Source organism: Nostoc sp. 2RC (assembly GCF_014222165.1).
Taxonomy (GTDB): Bacteria; Cyanobacteriota; Cyanobacteriia; order Cyanobacteriales; family Nostocaceae; genus Nostoc; species Nostoc linckia.
Window position 1 is genome coordinate 27,351 of sequence record NZ_JACKZU010000001.1, and the last position, 17,512, is coordinate 44,862.

The following is a 17,512-nucleotide window of genomic DNA, read 5'->3' on the forward strand; positions in this document are numbered from 1 at the left end:
TGTCAAAGGGAATTATGCAATGACGACACCAACTGTGAGGAGAAGTAATCAATCTGGTCAGTCACAAGAACCGGAAAAAGCCAATTCGCTAATGCTAGCTAGCAGGCGTTTTGCTGCTTGGGCGGCTGAAATCACACTAGTGGTTACCAGTGGGTTGATTCCCTTTGGCATTGGTGTCTATCTCAATTCGAGGAGTGATTTCAATCGAGTGCCGCTCAATCCTGTGCTGGTAACAACAGAAAGAGCGATCGCCAGACCATTGGCTTTACCTGTTAGCTATGGTATTCGTAACGTAGCCTGGCCGACTAATTTTTTGTGGACAATAGCCTTATTAGCGCCTGTAACCCTTTCCTGGTGGCAATTGTATTTACTGGCTAAGACTGGTAGCACAATTCCCAAACGTTGGTTAGGAATACGGGTTGTCAACGAGCAAGGAGCGCCTCCTGGTTTGGGAGCGGTTGTGATTAGAGAAGGAATTGGTCGTTGGACTGTACCCGTTTCCATTGCTTATCTGTTGTGGCGTTACAGTTTCGCTTTTCCGAATTTAGGACTATTCACTTTTTTGGCTGTGTTGATGGTGCTAGGTGAAGGAATAGCTTTACCGTCCCGTCGGGGAAGGCGTCGCGCCCTGCACAATCGACTAGCAGGTACTTATACCATAGATGCAACTCGCCCTTCTCCATTGTTAACTAACAGACAAGCCCAGTCTGTTGGAGATAGCGACCAACAAGCACAGGAATGGCCACAGGGAAATGAAGAACTAGCCTCCGCCGCACCAACTCAGATATCTCGTTTATGGCGACGGATACAGCAAAATCCCAATCTGACTTTGTTTGGGGTAGGGCTAACAAGTATGACTGCTGTGTTAGCAACTTTAATAGGTACTCAAGTCTATATCCAAATCCAACAATCCCAGCGAACAACCAAACAAATCAACGGTCAACAGTTCCTAGAACTTGTCAAACAACTGAGTCCCGACTCTGGAGCTACCACTGAGCAACGTCAAAGTGCAATTTTGGCATTGGGTGGTCTCAAAGACCCACAATCAATTCAATTTCTTGCGGATCTTTTGGTGAAGGAAACCAATCCCAGTTTGGTGGATACCATTCAACAAGCCTTGACAAGTGTCGGCCCGAAAGCCATTCCCGAATTAAAAAATAAGAATCAGTTTCTAGTGAGTGAATTAGAGTCTTTGAACAGCAGCGCAACTCAAGAACGAGAACTGCGCCAAGGACGGCTACAAAGAAATCAGCGGACAATCAATAAAATACTATCTGTTTACACTGGAAAAATCGAGGGCGTTGACCTGAGTCGCATCCAATTAGGTCAAAGCGGTACTCCAGGTACTTCCTTATTCAACTTGGCTCTAGATGGTATTGATTTGTCAGGAGTGAAATTAAAATCTGCAAATTTGAACCAAGCCAATCTCAAGGGTGCCCGTTTTCGGGGTATGGGAGAGGATGGCCGGTGGGATACCTTCGACGATGTGATGGCTGATTTAAGTCAAGCTCAGTTGCAGCAAGCTAATCTCACTGATGCCAACCTCAGCCGGGTGATGATGAACCGTACTGATTTAAGCCGCGCTACCCTCAACAGAGCTAATTTATCCAATGCCCGTTTATATGAAGCGAGGCTCAACAGCACCCAATTAGTGGGAGCCGATTTGCGAAATGCAGTTTTGGAACAAGCCAGCTTAACCGGAGCAGATTTAGGTGACGCCAAGTTGAACGAAGCAAATTTGTACGCTGCGCGCTTAGGTCGCGTCAGTGCCATAGGAACACAATTATCCTTTGCTAATTTAACTAACACCGATTGGGAAGGGGCAGATTTATCAGGGGCATATTTGGATCGAGCTAATCTTAGCAATGCAAACCTGAGTGCTACTCGTTTGACTGGTGCTGTTTTGCGTTCTGCCCAGATGGAAAACGCTAACTTGCAAAATGCCGACCTCAGTCTTGCAGATTTACGGGGAGCGAATGTAGCAGGAGCTAATTTTCAAGGAACAATTCTCGCTCCCACCAAACAAGATCCAGCCGATCAATTTGTCCAAACCCCAGACTTAGGCTCGGTATCCGCCGTAGTCCAAGGCGTTGATTTTTCTCAAGCCAAAAATTTAGATTCCAAACAGCTAGCGTATATTTGTACACAAGGTGGCATTCATCCCCGTTGCCCGTAGAATGGAATGAGGAGTGGGGAGATGAGGGAGACAAGGAGACAAGGAGACAAGTAGACAAGTAGACAAATTGCAACAATTTTTTACCCTTGTTCCCTTGTCCTCTTCCCATGCTCTATGCCCTATGCCCGACGACAAATTACAAAAAAATGGTGTGAGGAATTGGGCTATGAAATATGTTCCATATTCGCTTTCTGTTTTGGGAGCTGGTTTGGTGTTGAGTTTAGCTTTGAGTGCTAAACCAGCACAGGCTCAAGTAGCGTATGGCAGTTATATTGGTATCGGCCCAAGCATCGGTATTACTGATGGTGTCCAAATTGGGGGGGTGATAGCTGGGCGTTACAAGCTTTTGGAAGCGCCAATTTCTCTGCGTGCCCAAGTTTTAATTGGTAATGGTACGGCAGTTGTACCAACGGTTTCTTATGATGTACCCCTGAATTGGCAAGCTGATGCCTATTTGGGTGCTGGGTTGGTGTTAGCTGGTGATGATTCTCCTGTGGGCGACAAGATTAGTTTTGCTTTACAGCCGGGAATTGATTATGTGATTCCCAATAGCAATACTGTGCTTTTTGGCAACGCGATCATCGCTTTTGATGCTTACCGTGATAGTGGTGGTACAGCTATTTCTGTGCAAGGTGGCATTGGTTTAAGATTTTGATGGGTTGGCGTTGGCGTAGCTGGTTGTAGTGAAAAGTCGAGTCGGTGTGATGCTGTTGCCTTGCGTCGGAATCTTCTGGCTTGGTAACGGCGGCGCAGCTGTGAACTTTTCAAGCTAGACATCGGTATCTCTAAAGAAGCGTTAAAGTTCATTGCAAATTAAAAAGTTAGTCCACGCAACGTGATAATTTTTGATGGTGTCCAGAGACAGCAAAGGATTAACACAGGAGAACACAGTGGCAATGGAATCAAACTTGTTAACAGATGCGATCGCAGATGAAATGAATCAAGATTTCAGTGAATATGTCGCTAATCTACAACTACACATGACTCTGCAAGCTCGTAATCTTGTTCCACCCCTGAAACAAACACTCTTCGATAGCCGCCAGCAACTACTCCTTCAAAGCCAAGCTAACTATGAAAAGCTAGTTTCTCGACAAGGCTTATAAATATACACATACTTTAATCAAATTTCAAATAAAATAAAGGCAGATGTTGTGGAGTTAACGTCATTGGCGTTCTCACAAAATCTGCTTTTTCTGCTTTTTTAAGTATTAAGTTACTGAAATCACCCTTTTGACGCAATAGTCAAGAGCAGAAAGTAGTTAAGATGATTGCAGCAGTTCTGACAAAGAGCAGTTAGTTAAGGCTAAATGGCGGCTCGAATTAAAATGACTTCATTACTTCCCCGAAATCTCAGCGTTGTTATCCGACCACTCCAATACCGGGATCTGGACGGAGTTGAGCGCATAACTCAAGAGTCATTCGCAGCCCTGACTCCCAAGGGAGCAAATTTTGCCATCAGCCAGATGCAGTGGTTACGTCGCTGGTATGGATTACTCAAATTTTTGAGTTGGTTTCCTAACCCGCTACAGTATCGCCTCTGTGCTTATGTAGCAGAGCAAGGGCGTATGCTTCTAGGGATGATTCAAGTGTCACCTTTTAACCGCACGCGCAGCACTTGGCGCATCGACCGAGTGCTACTAGAAGGTGGTGCTGATAAACAAGGAATTGGCTCACAGCTTTTACGTCATTGCTTTGAATCGATTTTGGAAGCTCGCACTTGGCTATTGGAAGTTAATATCAATGACATAGAAGCGCTGGCACTGTATCGGCAAAATGGATTTCAGCGTTTGGCTGAAATGACATACTGGGAAATCGAGCCGGAATTACTGGTTGAATTGGCGCAAGCAGAGCCAGATTTGCCCAACCTGTTACCAGTAAGCAATGCTGATGCTCAGTTGTTATATCAATTAGATACGGCATCGATGCCACCTTTGGTGCGTCAAGTTTTTGACCGGAATACCCGCGACTTTAAAACCAGTTTGTTCGGTGCTTTAATGGATGCCGTCAAACAATGGGTAACTAAAACAGAAGTAGTCAGCGGTTACGTGTTTGAACCGCAACGCAAAGCGGCCATCGGCTATTTTCAGGTGCAACTTGACCGCAAAGGGGAAGTTCCCCACGTTGCTACACTAACCGTTCACCCAGCCTATACTTGGCTGTATCCAGAATTACTATCTCAACTAGCTCGTATTGCCCAAGATTTTCCTCAGCAAGGCTTACAATTAGCTTCCTCAGATTATCAGGCAGAGCGAGAAGAATATTTGGAGCGAATTGGGGCAAAACGCGTAGAACATACACTAATCATGTCTCGCTCTGTGTGGCACAAGCTACGGGAGTCAAAATTCGTCTCCTTAGAAGGAATTCAGTGGACTGATATGCTACAAGGTCTACAACCGGCTCGAAAACCCATACCAGGGGGAATGTCTTGGATACAGCCAGGAAAATCACCATCCCCAGATAGACCACAGCCAAGCAAGTCAGAACCGATTAATTTTTCGGTAAAAAACAATAACATGGAAGCATCACCGATTTCCGAATCAGCAGATGCACAGCAGGAGAAGTAGTGTGATACCCCAAGAGCAAGCAAAACCGTTTATTTCAGCTTTGGGATTAGATTGTGGTGGCAAACGCATTGGTGTTGCAGGATGCGATGGCACTGGTTTAATTGCTACGGGTCTCACTACAATTGAACGTACATTTTTTGAACAAGATGTAGAGCAAATCCGGCAAATAATTAATGAACGCCGGGTGCAAGTCCTGGTTATAGGTTTACCTTATTCAATGGATGGCTCGTTAGGATTTCAAGCGCGTCAAGTCCAAAAATTTGCCAAAAGACTTGCCAAAGCGCTGAATTTGCCTGTGGAATACGTAGATGAACGGTTAACGTCATTTCAAGCAGAACAACTGCTAATAGCTGAGAATCGCTCTCCATCACGCCACAAAGGTTTAATTGACCGCAAGGCAGCTTCTTTAATTTTGCAACAATGGCTGGATATGAAGCGTGCTAATTCTCACACTTCAGTGGCAACTATCGAGTATTGATACCTTTTAACATGATATTCTGAAAACTATTAGCCAGCATTTGGATTTACGTGTAAAGCTATTTGATAGCTTAACGATTTACAAAGTTGCTGGTATTTATTGAGTTTGTAAATTTTGACCATGTTTTCCTCTGAATTTCCTGAAGAAAATGATAACGCTCATGCCGGTTCCATCACTTTGACTGATGAAAAAGGGCGATCGCTCGAATGTTACATAGAGCATACCTTGGAAGTAGATGGGCAAGAATATGTTTTACTGCTTCCTGTAGACTCACCTGTAGAAATCTTCTCTTGGCAAGGTGAAGACGAGGAAGAAGAAGCAGTTCTCGTAGAAGATGACGCCATTATTGAGCAAATTTTTAGCACTGCTCAGGCTGTATTATCTGAGCAAAACTTAACACTGAAAAATACAGCTTATGCTCTGACAGTTGCAGGTGATTTACCACCAGTTGAAGAATCAGAACTTTTTACTTTAGAAATTGAAGACGAGGAAGCAGATTTAGAACCAGAGCAATTACAGCTATTGGCTAGCTTCTATGATGAACATCAAGAATATGCAATCTATACACCTTTAGATCCGCTATTATTTTTTGCACGCATATCGAAAACAGGCGAACCGGAATTACTTTCTCCAGAAGAGTTTCGTCAAGTACAACCGCTCCTTGAAGAACATCTTTTTAATGAAGTAGAGTAAAATCCAATTTTCAACCTGTCTGAAAAATAAGGTTGGATGTTGACTGATGACTAATGACTGGGAAAGAAATATTTTTCTGTCTTTTGTGTGTGATTTGTCATATCACCGTCTAGCTTTAAAATAGGACATTGGGCGATTTATAATCCCAAATTGCTATGAGGTACTGAAAATGGCTTATAGCGATTTTGCATTAAGTAAATTTAAAAAGTCATTTCCCATCAGTATTGATGAAGAAGCTGATTTGTGTGCGGATAGAGAACCTCTACAGCCTAGTGAAAAACTCACAAATACTTTAGAAGTAACTACGGAACTGGCTTTATCAATTAACACTGAAAAAGCTCGCTCAGAAATGATTATTACACCGATATTATTGGAGGTAAGACGTAGGCATAATTATCCAATTAGTTTATTTTCAGGTGTAGATTTTAATGTAGATGAAGCAAGAAGTCTGAATGGTTATTGTGATTTTATTATCAGTCGTTCTAAAGAAAAACTAACGGTTAATGCGCCTGTGGTGATTATTATTGAAGCAAAAAATGAAAATATTAAAGGTGGATTAGGCCAATGTGCAGCAGCAATTTTAGCAGCACAATTGTTTAATCAACAAGAGAAAAATGAAATTCAAAAAATTTTTGGTGCGGTGACCACTGGAGATATTTGGAAGTTTTTGAAGTTAGAAGCAAACGAGATATTTATTGATTTGAATAATTATTACATTAAAGTGATCGATAAAATTTTAGGGATTTTATCTCAAAGTGTTCGTGGAGATATTCCAGGATGGAGTTCGACTAACTAAACTGTATTGGGTTACGCTCTTTTGTCTGGAGCTATTTATATTTTGCCTGTTGACTATGACCTGGAACAATCTTTTGCAGCCTGATTTAATTTTAGAAGGTTCAGTATTAAATCTGACACCGGATATCATCCAACAGTATGGTCTCAAGGGGCTGGTGTTGGATGTAGACGAAACTTTAGTACCCTTTAGTGTGGGGATGGCTTCCCCAGAACTACAAAGTTGGGTAGAGGAAATTCGTACTTGTACTGCATTGTGGTTGGTGAGCAATAACTTGAGTGAAGCGCGAATTGGTGGAATTGCGCGATCGCTCAATTTACCTTATTATTTGGGTGCAGCTAAGCCTTCCCGACGTAAAATTAGAGCCGCATTGCAAGCAATGAATTTACCAGTGCATCAAGTAGGAATGGTAGGCGATCGCTTATTTACTGATGTTTTAGCAGGTAATCGCTTAGGAATGTTTACCATTTTAGTGGAACCGATTATTCATCCAGACGCTGCTTTGCGCTCTCATCCAGTGCGAAATTTTGAAGTTTGGGTATCTGAAATCCTTGGAGCCTCCATCACCCCAAAGAAAACTAAAATTCACAAAACTTGAGAAATCATCAGGAAACTAAATCTAAAGAAATGATTAAGGAATCTTGCTGGAGTCTAAAAATCGGGGATCATAAGTATTAATAACATGGAGTCAGCTAAAAAAGACTCTAGCGCATAGTAAATAAATATAAACTCGTAAAGCGTCAGCGTTCACCTATAGGATGTCTGGCGCTTTACATATTGCAACACTTATGAATTAGTGAGTATAAATACTACTATTAACTATTGACAGTTCATAGTCAACAGTCAACGACTTGAAACGAAATCATTGATTTTTGCAGTTCCCTAAATCGTAACTTTCTGTTTGCACAAAGTAGGAAGCGGCTAAAGACGTAATGAACTTTGTCTATACACAAGCATATTACATCAAACACCGCAATTATTTCATTATGCTACATAAGAGTGATAGTATAATTACTAGATTTTACTGAAATTTTTATTGAATAATGTTACAACAAAATCCTTTTATTATAGGAAAACCAGTACGTCCAGAGCATTTCGCAGGCCGAGCATCAGAAATTGCCGCAGCTTTCGATCAAATTTATAACCGCAGCCATCTAGCGATTTGGGGAGGGCCAGGGATGGGAAAAACCTCATTTTTGCAGAAACTAGAATCATCGCAAGCTTGGGAAGAACATGGAATGGACTCATCCCAAGCTGTAATTGTTCGTTTCAGTTGCGAGAATATTACTCCTTTCACTCCCTCAGATTTTTGGCAAGAAATACTCACTCTGGTGAAAGAAAAAGTAGCAGGTCAATCTGCACTGGAAGCTGAAATTAATACAATTCTGCAAGCAGGAAAGCCTACTAAAGATAGTTTGCGACAGATATTACGAAAACTGAAAGTACAAGATAAATATCTAGTGTTACTAATAGATGACTTTCATGTAGCACTAAACACGACCCAAGAATATGATGAAGATGCAATGCAAAAATTTTTGAGTGAGTGCCGTAATTTGGCTGTTCACTCTGCGGAAGGGCAACATATGTCAATGATTGTTACTTCCCTAAAGCGTCTCAACGAACTAGGCCCTAAGCTCAATCCCAACGCTTCACCGTGGTACAATCATTATTTATTTTTACGGCTGAAAACATTTAATAATACGGAAATTGACGACATATTTAAAAGTTTAAGAATACCAGATTTACGGGAAGCAATTAAAGAAATCACAGGCGGACATCCATCTTTGTTGCAAATATCTGGCTTTCTTCTACATAGAGATTTAATTACTGCTAATGCGCCAAATGCAGATAAATTTGTTAGTGATTTTGAAAGTGTGACCCAACAAATTTTTCAAAATATTTGGGAAAGATGTAGTGAAGTCGAACAAACTTTATTGATGCTCATGGCTCTTTCTAGTTTAAAGGGTCGCCTACACAAACAAAAACAATTTGATGTGAGTGGTATTGAATTAATTTTTAGTCAAAGAGAAGCGGAATTAATCAAACTGGAAGAACAAGGTGTAGTAACTCATACTGTTCATGAAGAGAAAAATATATATTCTTTCACTTCATCGACAATGGAGCGTTGGGTAATTCAACAACTTTGGCAAACAGATGAAAAGTGGTTGCAAGCACGAGAAAAAGTTTTTCTCAATTTAATGAGTAGGCAACAAATGGATAAATTCATTACAGCCGTGAAGTGGCTATGGAAAAACAAAGACAAAATTCCACAGATTATGGAGTGGTTTGGAAAGTTAATGGCTGCTTTACCCAAAGGACTTATTTTACCAAGTAATTAATATGGGTAAATAAAATGACAAATGCTAAAAGAAATCCTTACATTATTGGTCGTGCAATACATGAGCGCAATAAATTTTTTGGTCGTGACAGTCTATTCCATTTTATTGAAGATAATCTCAGCCAAGGTGTAAAAGTTATTTTATTGCATGGTCAAAGAAGGATTGGTAAGTCTTCTGTACTGAAACAAGTTTCAAATTTTATTCAATCTAATGACTTTATTTTTGTTCAATTTGACCTGCAACACCAAAGTCAGTCAAGTCTCAGTAATATTATCTATGACTTGGCTATGACGATTATCGATAAACTTGGCATAGATGCAGATAATTTACAAACACCAACAAATACACAATTGGAAGAAAATATCAATTTATTTTCTGAAGTTTTTTTAATCAATGTTTATCAAGAAATACAGGATCGAAAAATAGTATTACTACTTGATGAATTCGATGTTGCAAGTAATGATGACGGTGAGATAAATATTGTTGAACAACAAACATTATTCCCCTACTTAAAAAAACTTTTAAAAGATCAAGATAAATTATTTATTATTCCAGTAATTGGAAGGTATCTTAACGACTTACCAAGTTTATTGAATTTATTTAAGGATGCACCACACCAAAATATTGGTTTGCTAGATGAGAGTAGTGCTGAACGAATGATCGTTGAACCTGCTAAAAATATTTTAACATATCGAAATGAAGCAATAAAAGAAATTTTGCAATTCTCAGCAGGGCATCCATGTTTTACTCAAGTTATTTGCTTTACTATTTTTGAACAAGCAAGAGAAAATGAAAAGTGGATTGTTGAACGTGGTGATGTAGAAGACATTTTAAAAAAAGCAATTGAAAAAGCTGATTCTTTCTTACTAAGTTTTTGGCAGGTACTTACAGTAGAAGAAAGAATCATTATGTCAGCTGTAGCTGAGGCTCAAAAGATAGCTATTGAGCAAGGAAAAAGATTTCCAGAAGAACCATTAGATTTGCTTGGTAGAAATGGTATAAATCAGACAGAGGAGTTATCTCAGTCTTGGGAGAGGTTAATAGAAAACCATTATTTATCTGATGACGGACGTAAAATCACCGTAGAATTAATTCGTCAATGGTTGTTAGAATATCATTCCCTACAAAATGAAATACAAAATTTAACAACACAGCAATTAAAAACCCAAGAAAATGAAACCGTTGAAGAGATTGTTAAATACCTGATTGAAGTAGCAAATTTTTGGTCTCAACAAGGAAAATACGACCTGGCAATACAGCACTATGAGCAAGCTTTAGAAAGAGATTCCAGTAATTTTAATATTGCAACATCTTTGGCTAAAGAATATTTGAAAGCAAAAGATTTTGAGAAATCTCTAGAACTGCACAAGGAACTTTTTCAAGCGGATGAGAATTCTTATAAAGAAGGATATTTAGATGCTTTGTCAGAATACGGGCATAATTTAATTATTCAACGTGAATACTCACTAGCCAAGGAAAAATATAACAAAATTTTAGAAATTGAACCTAACACAAAAGCAGCAATACAGAAAATTTTAGAAATTGAAACTTATGAAAATCAAATTACGACTCCAGAAGTAAATGATTCTCTTAGTAATCAGAGAAAAAGAAATCCAAAAAATTCAAATTTAAAAAAAATACTAGCAGTAATTACATCTTTGCTTGTGGTAAGTGTAGGTTATGGTGCTTACCGCTTTTCATCTGAGTGTCCTTCAGGGAAACAGAAACAGTTTGGAGTTTTGTGTATAGATGATGACACTAAAATTAGTAATGGCGATCGCACTTTATTTCCTACTATTAAAAATAGCTACCGCGACCAAGGAATTCAAGCCTTTAAACAACAAAAATATCAAGAAGCCAGCAACCTATTTGCAGAAGCTGTAAAAATCGATCGCAAAGATCCAGAAGTATTAATTTACCATAACAACGCTCGTGCTAAACAACAAGGAAATCCTTTCACCTTAGCAGTAGCTGTTCCAGCAAATAATGATAATTTAGCTCAAGAAATATTGCGTGGCGTAGCACAAGCGCAGCACGAATTCAATCAAAATAATGGTTTAAGCGGTCGGTTGCTGGAAATGAAAATTGCCAACGATGCAAATCAACCACAACAAGCCACAGAAGTAGCTGCACAGTTGGTGAAAGATTCTTCGATTTTAGGAATTATTGGTCACAATAGCTCTGACTCTACCAAAGCAGCCTTGCAAGAATATAGCAAAACAGAAATACCTGTGATTTCTCCCACTAGCACCAGCACACAATTATTGGGTAAAAAGAATTTTTTTAGAAGTTTACCTTCTGATGCTGCTGGGGGTAAGAAATTAGCGGAATATGCCTTCAATATCTTGAAGGTAAAAACAGTAGCTATTTTTTCTAATCCTGAGAGTTCATACAGCGACAGCATGAGAGAGGAATTTACCAAGACATTTGAAAATCTGGGAGGTAAAGTGCTTAAACCAGAAATTAACTTAGCAGATAAATCACTGGATATGGATGCACAAGTTTCTAGAAGTCTTTTTAGACACAAAGCACAAGCAGCGGTATTAATTCCAGATAGAGAACGCATTAATACTGCTCTGGAAATTGCTAAGTTTAACTACGATGTAGTTAGTAGAATCAGAAATCAAAACAGAAACATATCAGGAATGAAGCTTTTAGGCGGAGATACGCTTTACAGCTATGAAACTTTAAGTAAAGGTGTAACTGTAGAAGGACTAACTGTAGTCGTTCCTTGGTTTCGTGAAGCTCAGCAAGCAAAGGACTTTGGCAAAAAAGCAAAAGAGCAATGGCGAGGAGAAGTGAGTTGGCGAACTGCAACCAGCTACGACGCTACCCAAGCACTTATTCATGCTTTATCTGCGAATTCTACAAGGACAACAGTTATCGATAATTTAAGAAATAATAATTTTGTTGTAAATAATACAAAAACTTCTGGAGATCCACTCCAATTTAATTCTCAGGGGGAACGGCAAACAGAGCCAGTTTTAGTTCAAATACAAGGTGGAAACTGGGTTATGCCACCCCAGTAATTGAGTTGACTGACAACGAATGATTTAATTACGTTGCTTGTCAAATTAGATACAATAATAAGTAATATACCCTAAGGTTATGGCAAAGTTAGTATCTCGGATAAACCCTTATATAATCGGTCGTCCAATCGATGATCCAAAACTACTTTTTGGACGGCAAGATTTGTTTCATGTTCTGAAAGATAATCTCAGCCAACATATAAAAGTTACTTTGTTGCATGGTCAAAGACGTATCGGTAAGTCGTCAATCATTCGTAACATTATAAAATCTTTTGAATTAGAAGACTTTGTTTTTATTGCTTTCAATTTAGAAGATTACACTCGTGAGAATCTTTGTAAGATATTAGCCGACTTGGCTCAAGAAATTATTGAACAACTAGAAATAGATGACCAAAAAATTAAGCCGCCTAGTATTCAAGATTTAGATAATGAACCATATATTTTTTATAGTCAATTTTTGGCGAAAGTTATCAACCAATTAGATGGTAAAAAATTAGTTTTTTTATTAGATGAATTTGAAGCATTAAGCGATCAATATTCTGCTTCACTGTTGGAGAATTTTTTCATTTACTTACATTCTTTAATTGAAGTAGAACAAAAGCTATTTTTAATTATATTTACTGGTAGGCAATCAGCAAACATACCAAATTTACTCAATTCTTTTCAAGATGCTTATATTCATGAAATTGATTTTTTAGATGAATATAGTGCAACACAGTTAATTACTCAGCCTGCTCAGGGAATTTTAGAGTATAGCCAGGAAGCGATTACAGCCATTATTGAGCTATCAGCAGGACATCCTTATTTTATCCAAGTCATCTGTTTTGCTATTTTTGTCAGAGCTAGAGAATTGGATGAATCACATATTGGTCGTGAAGATATAGATAATATTGTTGATAAAGCAATTGAAAATGCAGAAGCAGGACTAGCATGGTTTTGGGATGGTTTGAGTTTTACAGAAAAAATTGTATTTTCTGCAATTGCAGAGTCTCAGAAAATAGGTACAGTTGGAGAAACTCCATTTCAAATATTGCAAAAATATGGTGTATTTAAGAGGGAAGTTATAGAAAAAGCTATCAAAGAACTTGTTGACCATAAGTTTTTAGATGCAGAAGGTAATAAAATAAAAATTCAATTAGTAGGTCGTTGGTTACTGCAACGTCATCCATTGCGACAAGAAATTAAAGAATTACAAAAATTCAAGGAAGCCGAAAATTATTTCACTGATGAAGATAGAAAAAAGTTTTTATTAGAGGAAAAAAAACACAATAGTATAGCTAACGATCAAAAGCCTAGTTTGACTTTAACTGTAACTGAAAAATCTTTGCCTTTACAGAGATTTTCCAGACCAAAAAAGACAGAAGAAATTGAAATTATACAAGAATCAAAAAAAGCTGTAAGTATCTCGAAGATAGAAATAGTCTCTCCAGCTAAATCGAGGTTATCTAAAGGTATTCGTTACCTTGTAATAGCAGGAGGAATGACATTTTCTGCGGCCGTAATAGGTACATTCATTGGTATGTCAACACGATGTTTGGCAAGCGGAAGCGAAAATAAAATATTAGGTGTTTTTTGTGTAGACAATCCCAGCAGTAATTTCAGTAGTGGCGATCGCACTTTTTTTCCTATTAAAAATAACAGCTATCGCGACCAAGCAATTGAAAGTTTTAGACTCGCTAATTATGCAACTGCTACTGAATTATTTGCAGAAGCAACAAAAAGCGATCGCACAGATCCAGAAGTATTAATATACTATAATAATGCTCTCGCTAAGCAAAGAAAAAATTATTTTACCTTAGCAGTAGTTGTACCAGCAGATAATACTAACTTTGCTGAAGAAATATTGCGCGGTGTGGCACACGCACAACAAGAGTTTAATCAAAAAAACGGCTTAAATGGTAGGCTACTTTCTATTATTATTGCTAACGATGGTGATGGTAAGCAACGAGAAAAAGCAAAACAAATTGCTGCTGAATTAGTCAAAACTAAATCTATATTAGGAGTGATTGGACATAATTTTAGCGAAGCAACACAAGCAGCTTTAACAGAATATAAAAAGGGAAGAATACCGCTTATTTCTCCTGCTAGTAGTACTACTTCATTGCAGGAGAATAAGAATTTCTTTAGGACTATACCTTCAAATGCAGCAATGGGAGAAAAATTAGCTAAATATGCTATCAATAATTTGCATTTAACAAGAGTAGTTATCTTTAAATCTACAAGTTTATTTAGTCAAAGTATGACAGAAGAATTTCAAAATAAATTTCAAAAGCTAGGAGGCAAAATTATTCGTCAGGTAGACTTAACAAAAAGCACGCTAAATGCCCAAAAGGAAGTTAATCTAAGTTTAGATAAGCAAGCACAGGGAGCAGTTTTAATTACAGATCAACAATATAGTAATGTTGCTTTAGACATTGCTAAAGCAAATAATAATACAATTCATAATTATCAAAATCAAAAACAACGCAAACTAAAATTATTAAGTACTAATCCTCTTTATAGCGACGAAACCTTAACCCAAGGTGGAAAGGCAGTAGAAGGTTTAATTACAGTGGTTCCTTGGTTTAGAGACGCCGAAAAAGCAAAAAAGTACGCTCAAACAGCTAAAAAATTATGGACAATTGATGTCAGTTGGCGTACTGCTAGTAGCTATGATGCTACACAAGCTTTGATTCAAGATTTGTCTGTTGATTCCAGTCGCAAAACAATCCTCGCCAGTTTAGAAAATGCCAATTTTTTGGTCAAACAAACTTCAGGCTATCCACTCAAATTTAGTTCTGAAGGAGAACGGGAGATTGAGCCAGTTTTATTAGAGGTAAAAGAAGGGAAGTATATTGCAGTACCATAATGAGTTATGATGACAACTTTGGATTTGGGATTAAAGAAAAAATCTCACATCTAAAATTCAATGCCTCGTAACTCCTAACTTTTTTGATGTCACTAACGATTGTTGTCAAAATTGGCACTTCTAGCCTCACCCAACCAGAAACGGCACAATTAGCACTTTCTACCATCGCCACCTTGGCGGAGACACTCTGTCATTTAAGACGCCAGGGACATCGGGTAATTTTAGTTTCTTCTGGTGCTGTTGGGGTGGGTTGTGCGCGGTTAGGGTTAACAGAACGTCCTAAAGCCATCGCCCTCAAACAGGCTGTAGCAGCTGTTGGTCAAGGGCGATTAATCCGTGTATATGATGATTTATTTAATACGTTACAACAGCCGATCGCTCAAGTATTATTGACTCGCAGTGATTTAGTACAACGTAGCCGCTATCTCAATGTTTATAATACTTTTAAAGAATTATTGGGATTGGGAGTGATTCCCATAGTCAATGAAAATGATACCGTAGCAGTAGAAGAATTAAAATTTGGTGACAACGATACTCTTTCGGCCTTGGTTGCAAGTTTAGTAGAAGCCGATTGGTTATTTTTACTCACTGATGTCGATCGCCTCTACTCAGCCGACCCCCGTTCCGTACCAGATGCACGGCCCATCGCTTTAGTTAGTAACATTCAAGAACTAGTTAAATCACAAATCCAAACAAGTTCCCAAGGTTCTCAATGGGGTACTGGCGGTATGGTAACAAAAATTTCCGCTGCGAGAATTGCCATTGCAGCTGGAGTCCGCACTGTAATTACCCAAGGACGATTTCCCCAGAATATAGAAAAAATTATCCAAGGTGAATTGATTGGCACGCATTTTGAACCGCAACCAGAACCAACTTCTGCGCGTAAACGTTGGATAGCTTACGGACTTGTACCAACAGGAAAATTATATTTAGATGAAGGTGCGATCGCTGCAATTTCTTTGGCCGGAAAATCGTTATTAGCGGCTGGAATTAAAGCAATAGAAGGAGAATTTGATACACAAGATGCAGTGCAATTGTGTGACAGCAACGGTAACGAAATTGCCAGAGGACTTGTGAATTACAACAGCAATGAACTGCAAAAAATTCGTGGCTATCATTCACGGGAAATTGCTACAATTTTAGGCTACGCAGGTGCGGAAACTGTGATTCATCGGGATAATTTGGTTTTGACTTAGGATAGAAATTTAGTGGCTACTAACTTAAGATGATAATTGCCTAAGCTAGAGTGTTAATTTCTGATATCAAGTTCGGAAAATCACTTACGATTAAAAATTCTCCGCGTCATTCTTATCGTAAGTATTTAGGCGAACCTGATATGACACGCTCATTTGGGTATTAGTGGTTTTTCCCGTTAGGTGCAAGATATGAGGTGCGTTACCCTACGACTAACGCACCTGATAAATAACTAAATTAAGCAGTCCGAAAACGCGCCAACTCTTCACCCGTCTTCGCATCATGGGCGTGGACTGTACACACCAAACAAGAATCAAACGATCGCGCCACATGACCAACTTCCACCGGGTCGCTAGAATCGTAAATGGGTGTGCCAATTAAAGCTTCTTCAATGGGGCCGCGCTTTCCTTCACCGTCACGAGGGCCGATATTCCAAGTACCAGGGGCAATTACTTGGTAATTCTTAATTTTACCGCCTTCTATTTCCACCCAGTGACACAAAGAACCGCGCGCTGCTTCCGTTGCACCCCAACCCTTGCCATCTTTTTCTTTGGGTTTGATATACCAAGGATCGTTTAATTTAAATTCGCGCAAACAATGTTCGGCTTGGCGATATAACTTGACAATTTCGTGAAGTCGTGCTAATTGACGCACATGAATACTAGGGCCACCCATGCGTTTGAAGACATCGAGGATGAAGGGGTCATAGTGTTGCCAAGATTCGCCATGTTTGCCACCTGCGACTAATTGCCGTGCTAGGGGGCCGGCTTCTAAACGTCCGAAATCTTTGTGCAGCACGGCACTTGCCCAAGAATAGGCGTTATCGAAGTCTTTGGTATTATTGGCGATGGGTTTAGTGGTGCGATCGCCTGGATGAATATCCGCAGTTCCTTCATCGTACCAGGAGTGAGTTGTATTCTCGCGGGTAAAGGACTGATCCATTAAGACGTGAGTATCAGTGAAGCTGTCATAAACTCCACTTTTCATAATCATCGCTGCGTTTCGTCCTTCGATGGTAGGCTTTTGGTATTTATCCTCGTGGGCTAAATATCCCCAAGTAACATATTTACCAACACCAGCGCCATATCTATCTAAACCGATGTCTAAACCCATGCGCCAATAAAAACCCAAATCGGATTCTCGATGATTGCGGTTTTCATCTAACCAATCCAAAAAGTCATCATAACTTTGGATTTGTTCGTAACGTTCTAAAGAACAACCCAACCAAACTGGTTCTAACCAATTGGTGCGGAAATATTCCAGAATCGCCCAAGCGCGGGTAATATCCGTCAGAGTGGGGGCGCACATCACGCCACCAGGCACCATATAACTGCTGTGGCAACTGGTGATATGCTCAAAATGTTCCTGAGTAACTTATTACATAAAGTGATTTTGCTC

At 39.2% G+C, this 17,512-nt stretch carries 12 protein-coding genes and 1 pseudogene; 12 read left to right on the top strand and 1 reads right to left on the bottom strand.

Annotation, left to right across the window (positions count from 1 at the left end):
* Positions 1-19 precede the first annotated feature (19 nt).
* From GNE10_RS00125 to proB, 12 genes are all read left to right on the top strand, one after another.
* Positions 20-2,176: a pentapeptide repeat-containing protein gene (locus GNE10_RS00125; protein ID WP_185563109.1), complete on the top strand. Its 2,157-nt coding sequence runs from the start codon at positions 20-22 to the stop codon at positions 2,174-2,176.
* A 166-nt stretch (positions 2,177-2,342) separates the two neighbouring features.
* Complete coding sequence (locus GNE10_RS00130; RefSeq protein ID WP_099066477.1) at positions 2,343-2,831, top strand: hypothetical protein; 489 nt, start codon at positions 2,343-2,345, stop codon at positions 2,829-2,831.
* Between the two features lie 241 nt (positions 2,832-3,072).
* Positions 3,073-3,279 (top strand): hypothetical protein, encoded by a 207-nt coding sequence (locus GNE10_RS00135; RefSeq protein ID WP_099066420.1) that lies wholly within the window; start codon positions 3,073-3,075, stop codon positions 3,277-3,279.
* Positions 3,280-3,483: 204 nt separating this feature from the next.
* The gene (locus GNE10_RS00140) at positions 3,484-4,740 is read left to right on the top strand and encodes a GNAT family N-acetyltransferase (RefSeq protein ID WP_099066419.1); all 1,257 of its coding nucleotides are present in this window, start codon (positions 3,484-3,486) and stop codon (positions 4,738-4,740) included.
* A complete protein-coding gene (ruvX, locus tag GNE10_RS00145; RefSeq protein WP_221642680.1) occupies positions 4,721-5,218 on the top strand; it encodes a Holliday junction resolvase RuvX in 498 nt (165 codons plus the stop codon). Before GNE10_RS00140 ends, ruvX begins: the two co-directional genes overlap by 20 nt.
* Before the next feature lie 120 nt (positions 5,219-5,338).
* Positions 5,339-5,911: a DUF3727 domain-containing protein gene (locus GNE10_RS00150; RefSeq protein ID WP_099066417.1), complete on the top strand. Its 573-nt coding sequence runs from the start codon at positions 5,339-5,341 to the stop codon at positions 5,909-5,911.
* Positions 5,912-6,080: 169 nt separating this feature from the next.
* Positions 6,081-6,707 (top strand): hypothetical protein, encoded by a 627-nt coding sequence (locus GNE10_RS00155; RefSeq protein ID WP_185563111.1) that lies wholly within the window; start codon positions 6,081-6,083, stop codon positions 6,705-6,707.
* A gap of 55 nt (positions 6,708-6,762) precedes the next feature.
* A complete protein-coding gene (locus GNE10_RS00160) occupies positions 6,763-7,302 on the top strand; it encodes a YqeG family HAD IIIA-type phosphatase (protein WP_099066415.1) in 540 nt (179 codons plus the stop codon).
* 445 nt (positions 7,303-7,747) lie between these two features.
* On the top strand, positions 7,748-9,043 hold the full coding sequence (locus GNE10_RS00165) for an ATP-binding protein (protein ID WP_185563112.1): 1,296 nt from the start codon (positions 7,748-7,750) through the stop codon (positions 9,041-9,043).
* A gap of 14 nt (positions 9,044-9,057) precedes the next feature.
* Positions 9,058-12,072 carry an ABC transporter substrate-binding protein gene (locus GNE10_RS00170; RefSeq protein WP_185563113.1) on the top strand — a complete coding sequence of 1,005 codons (3,015 nt, stop codon included), beginning with the start codon at positions 9,058-9,060 and terminating at the stop codon, positions 12,070-12,072.
* Between the two features lie 79 nt (positions 12,073-12,151).
* Positions 12,152-14,920, top strand: coding sequence for an ABC transporter substrate-binding protein (locus GNE10_RS00175; RefSeq protein WP_185563114.1), 2,769 nt, complete (start codon positions 12,152-12,154; stop codon positions 14,918-14,920).
* Between the two features lie 86 nt (positions 14,921-15,006).
* Positions 15,007-16,116 carry a glutamate 5-kinase gene (proB, locus tag GNE10_RS00180; protein ID WP_185563115.1) on the top strand — a complete coding sequence of 370 codons (1,110 nt, stop codon included), beginning with the start codon at positions 15,007-15,009 and terminating at the stop codon, positions 16,114-16,116.
* A 235-nt stretch (positions 16,117-16,351) separates the two neighbouring features.
* Here proB and GNE10_RS00185 read toward each other — a convergent pair.
* Positions 16,352-17,452, bottom strand: a pseudogene (locus GNE10_RS00185) (nickel-dependent hydrogenase large subunit); the annotation flags it as partial.
* Between the last annotated feature and the right edge of the window lie 60 nt (positions 17,453-17,512).

Excerpts from the sequence above, each read along its gene's own strand:
- GNE10_RS00125 (WP_185563109.1), top strand. The coding sequence starts at position 20 with ATGACGACACCAACTGTGAGGAGAAGTAATCAATCTGGTCAGTCACAA.
- GNE10_RS00130 (WP_099066477.1), top strand. The coding sequence starts at position 2,343 with ATGAAATATGTTCCATATTCGCTTTCTGTTTTGGGAGCTGGTTTGGTG.
- GNE10_RS00135 (WP_099066420.1), top strand. The coding sequence starts at position 3,073 with ATGGAATCAAACTTGTTAACAGATGCGATCGCAGATGAAATGAATCAA.
- GNE10_RS00140 (WP_099066419.1), top strand. The coding sequence starts at position 3,484 with ATGGCGGCTCGAATTAAAATGACTTCATTACTTCCCCGAAATCTCAGC.
- ruvX (WP_221642680.1), top strand. The coding sequence starts at position 4,721 with ATGCACAGCAGGAGAAGTAGTGTGATACCCCAAGAGCAAGCAAAACCG.
- GNE10_RS00150 (WP_099066417.1), top strand. The coding sequence starts at position 5,339 with ATGTTTTCCTCTGAATTTCCTGAAGAAAATGATAACGCTCATGCCGGT.
- GNE10_RS00155 (WP_185563111.1), top strand. The coding sequence starts at position 6,081 with ATGGCTTATAGCGATTTTGCATTAAGTAAATTTAAAAAGTCATTTCCC.
- GNE10_RS00160 (WP_099066415.1), top strand. The coding sequence starts at position 6,763 with ATGACCTGGAACAATCTTTTGCAGCCTGATTTAATTTTAGAAGGTTCA.
- GNE10_RS00165 (WP_185563112.1), top strand. The coding sequence starts at position 7,748 with ATGTTACAACAAAATCCTTTTATTATAGGAAAACCAGTACGTCCAGAG.
- GNE10_RS00170 (WP_185563113.1), top strand. The coding sequence starts at position 9,058 with ATGACAAATGCTAAAAGAAATCCTTACATTATTGGTCGTGCAATACAT.
- GNE10_RS00175 (WP_185563114.1), top strand. The coding sequence starts at position 12,152 with ATGGCAAAGTTAGTATCTCGGATAAACCCTTATATAATCGGTCGTCCA.
- proB (WP_185563115.1), top strand. The coding sequence starts at position 15,007 with ATGTCACTAACGATTGTTGTCAAAATTGGCACTTCTAGCCTCACCCAA.